Raw genomic sequence first — 3,424 nt, 5'->3', positions numbered from 1 at the left:
GAAAAAAATTGAGGCGATTATTAAACCCTTTAAGCTGGATGATGTCAAAGAGGCCTTGAGCGAAATCGGCATCTACGGCATGACCGTTACAGAAGTCAATGGATACGGCCGTCAGAAAGGGCACAAGGAAATCTACCGAGGCGCGGAATATGTTGTTGATTTTGTTCCAAAAATAAAGCTTGAAATTGTTGTAACCGACGACCGACTTGACGAAACCGTGGAAACCATCCGGTCTGCGACCAACAGCGGTAAAATCGGTGATGGTAAGATTTTTGTGCTGCCGGTTGAACGGGCCATCCGGGTCAGAACCGGTGAAAGCGGAAATGATGCAATTTAACTGACAGGACGCTTTTGCGCCCCATGACAAAACACCCAAATACAGGGGTAACCCATAATATTTTTTATAGAAAGGGATAAAAATGACACCAAAAGACGTATTGGCAATGGCAAAAGAAAACGATGTGAAAGTCGTTGACATCCGCTACATGGACTTCATCGGCACCTGGCAGCACTTCAGTGTGCCTGTGTCGGAACTGACAGAAGCTTCCTTTGAAGACGGGTTCGGATTTGACGGTTCTTCCATGAGAGCATGGCAGAACATTGATAACTCCGATATGAATGTAATTCCTGAAGCAGGTACGGCAAAAATAGATCCGTTTTTCAAAGTACCGACTCTGGTTGTTCTCGGCAACATCCATGATCCCATCACCGGCGAAGGTTACTCCAGAGACCCCCGCGGCATTGCCAAAAGAGCTGAAGCCTATATCAAGAGCACCGGCATCGGCGACACCATTTTCGTAGGCCCCGAGCCGGAGTTCTTTATTTTTTCCAACATCCGTTATTCATCTGATCCCCATGCTTCCTTTTTTGAAATTGATTCCCGGGAAGCATACTGGAACACCGGTGACGGTTCCGAACCCAACCTTGGCTACAAAATCAGACCCAAGCACGGCTACTTCCCCCTGCCGCCCACAGACACCTACCAGGACATGAGAACTGAGATGATGCTGACCCTTCAGGAGCTGGGTATTGACATGGAATGCCAGCATCACGAGGTTGCTACCGCCGGGCAGTCTGAGATTGATCTTCGGTTTGACTCCCTGCTGAATATGGGCGACAAGCTTGCCTGGTTCAAATATGTATTGAGAAATGTGGCTGCAAAATACGGACATTGCGTTACCTTTATGCCCAAGCCCCTCTATGGTGACAATGGTACCGGCATGCACACCCACATGAGTTTCTGGAAAGACGGCGATCCCACATTTGCCGGCAACAAATATGCCGGTATGTCCGACAACGCCCTGTGGGCCATCGGCGGCATCATGAAACACTGCAAAGCCCTGTGCGCCATCACTAACCCCACCACCAACTCCTACAAACGTCTGGTGCCCGGTTTTGAAGCGCCCATCAAACTGGCTTACTCCAGCCGGAACCGTTCTGCTGCCATCCGTCTGCCCATGTACTCAGGATCCCCCAAGGCAAAACGCCTTGAATTCCGTACCCCTGACCCCTCTGCCAACGGTTACATGGCCTTCTCTGCCATTGCCATGGCCATGATTGACGGTATCCAGAACAAAATGGATCCAGGCGATCCAATGGATAAAAACATCTATGATCTGCCGCCAGAAGAACTGGCTGCTATTCCGTCCGCACCTGGCTGCCTTGAAGAAGCCCTTGAATCCCTTAAAACAGATAATGAATTCCTGCTCAAGGGAGATGTTTTCACCAAGGACGTTATTGACTACTGGGTTGACTACAAAATGGAAAACGAAGTTAAACCGGTTATCAGCCGTCCGCATCCCCATGAGTTCTATCTGTACTTTGATATTTAAAAAAAGATACTTAAAAAACCAGCCGCCTGTTGGGGATTGACCTGACAAACGAGCCCGGGAAGTCTTGGCTGTTTCCCGGGCTCGTTTTTTTGTTTTATCTGCCTGTCTGCAACGGGTCTTGGTGCCTGCACTTTTTTAATGCAATCAAAAAGAAAATACGATATATAAACGTCAGCGAAACAGGCCCTGTAACCCAAGATGTCCTGCCTCAAACTATTACAGCAAGGGAGCAGATAACGCAAATATGAAAAATTCCGATCTATCCACGAAATGCATCCTGAAAGTTGTTGTGACACTGATCATCAGTTTTTTTGTTAATTTCTGCTATGCCCAGCAGGTTGCTGCGCCGGATAGCACCGGACGGACCAATGAATTTGAATCCCTTACCCAGCAGCTTATCCAGGATGGCTTTGATCAGGAGAAAACCAAAGCCCTGTTTGCCAATAAAACGGTTTGTTTTGATCCCGGCGGTGTTTCTCTGTTTTTCATCCATTCGGAATCCAGTCTTGACTATGACCAGTTTTCTTCCCAGAAATTCATTGCCAATGCCCAAAAGTACATGGTCGCGCATAAAGATAGCCTTGATAAAGCCCAGGAAGAATTTTCAGTGGACAAAACCATCATTACAGCCATCCTTCTGGTGGAAACCCACCTGGGCGCATACCTTGGCAATCGCACGGTGATAAACACCCTGTCCACCATGGCAGCGCTTACAAACAGATCTCTTGCCGAAAGGGTCTGGCAGGCTATAGCGAATAATAAAAAACCTGAGCGGGCTAATTTTGATAAAAAGGTGGATCAGAAAAGCAGGTGGGGATATGATGAGCTTAAGGCTCTGATCAGCTATGCCAATCGCGAGGGACTGGACCCCGTTGCCATTAAAGGGTCTTACGCCGGAGCCATGGGTATCCCTCAGTTCATGCCTTCCAACGCTTTGAAGCTGGCAATGGACGGCGATAAGGACGGGCGGGTGGATTTGTTTGACCACGATGACGCCATTTTTTCCGTAGCCAACTATTTAAAACACTACGGCTGGAAATCAGGCCTCGGTCGTCAGCGCCAACACGAAGTTCTGTTTCAGTACAACCATTCCAACTATTATGTGGACGCACTGCTCAAGATTTCAGATAAGTTAAAATAACGAAAACTGTCTGACCCGCAACAAAAAAAACATCGGAAAAAAATTAAATGACACCCAAAAAACTCCTTTTATATGTCCTTCTCATTGTCGGCCTCTCCTTTGTCCTGACCATGCTTGCCCTGATAGACCTGCTAAAAAAAGATTTCCCCACACCAAAAGAAAAATTTATCTGGCACCTTGTGGCCATCGTTCCGGTCATTGGCTGGCTTTTCTATTTTGCCCTGGGAGCCAAAAAGGGCACCCGTAAAAACTTTGATTCATAGTAACTCAACTTTCGGGATTCGCTAATCGTTAAAATATACTAAAATTACAATAGGATATATGTTTATTGTCCCAGTCGGTAGTAAAAACTATGGACTTTAGTCCAAGACTTTTAGTATCTGAATTGTATGAGGTCATATCGAAAAGGTTCACATACGGTACATGATTTAAAAGTCCATTTAGTGTGGGT

At 46.8% G+C, this 3,424-nt stretch carries 4 protein-coding genes; all 4 read left to right on the top strand.

What is annotated here, in order from left to right; all coding sequences use genetic code 11:
• A partial coding sequence (locus AB7U36_RS20935) for a P-II family nitrogen regulator (RefSeq protein ID WP_428161562.1) occupies positions 1–337 on the top strand: 337 nt, incomplete at its 5' end.
• Positions 338–419: 82 nt separating this feature from the next.
• Positions 420–1,832 (top strand): type I glutamate--ammonia ligase, encoded by a 1,413-nt coding sequence (gene glnA / locus AB7U36_RS20930; protein WP_428161561.1) that lies wholly within the window; start codon positions 420–422, stop codon positions 1,830–1,832.
• A 244-nt stretch (positions 1,833–2,076) separates the two neighbouring features.
• On the top strand, positions 2,077–2,973 hold the full coding sequence (locus AB7U36_RS20925) for a lytic murein transglycosylase (protein ID WP_428161560.1): 897 nt from the start codon (positions 2,077–2,079) through the stop codon (positions 2,971–2,973).
• A gap of 47 nt (positions 2,974–3,020) precedes the next feature.
• A complete protein-coding gene (locus AB7U36_RS20920; protein WP_428161559.1) occupies positions 3,021–3,236 on the top strand; it encodes a PLDc N-terminal domain-containing protein in 216 nt (71 codons plus the stop codon).
• Positions 3,237–3,424 lie beyond the last annotated feature (188 nt).

This window comes from Desulfobacter sp., assembly GCF_050177295.1.
The sequence above is the reverse complement of the archived record's forward strand: the minus strand, read 5'-3'. Positions and strand labels throughout refer to the sequence as shown.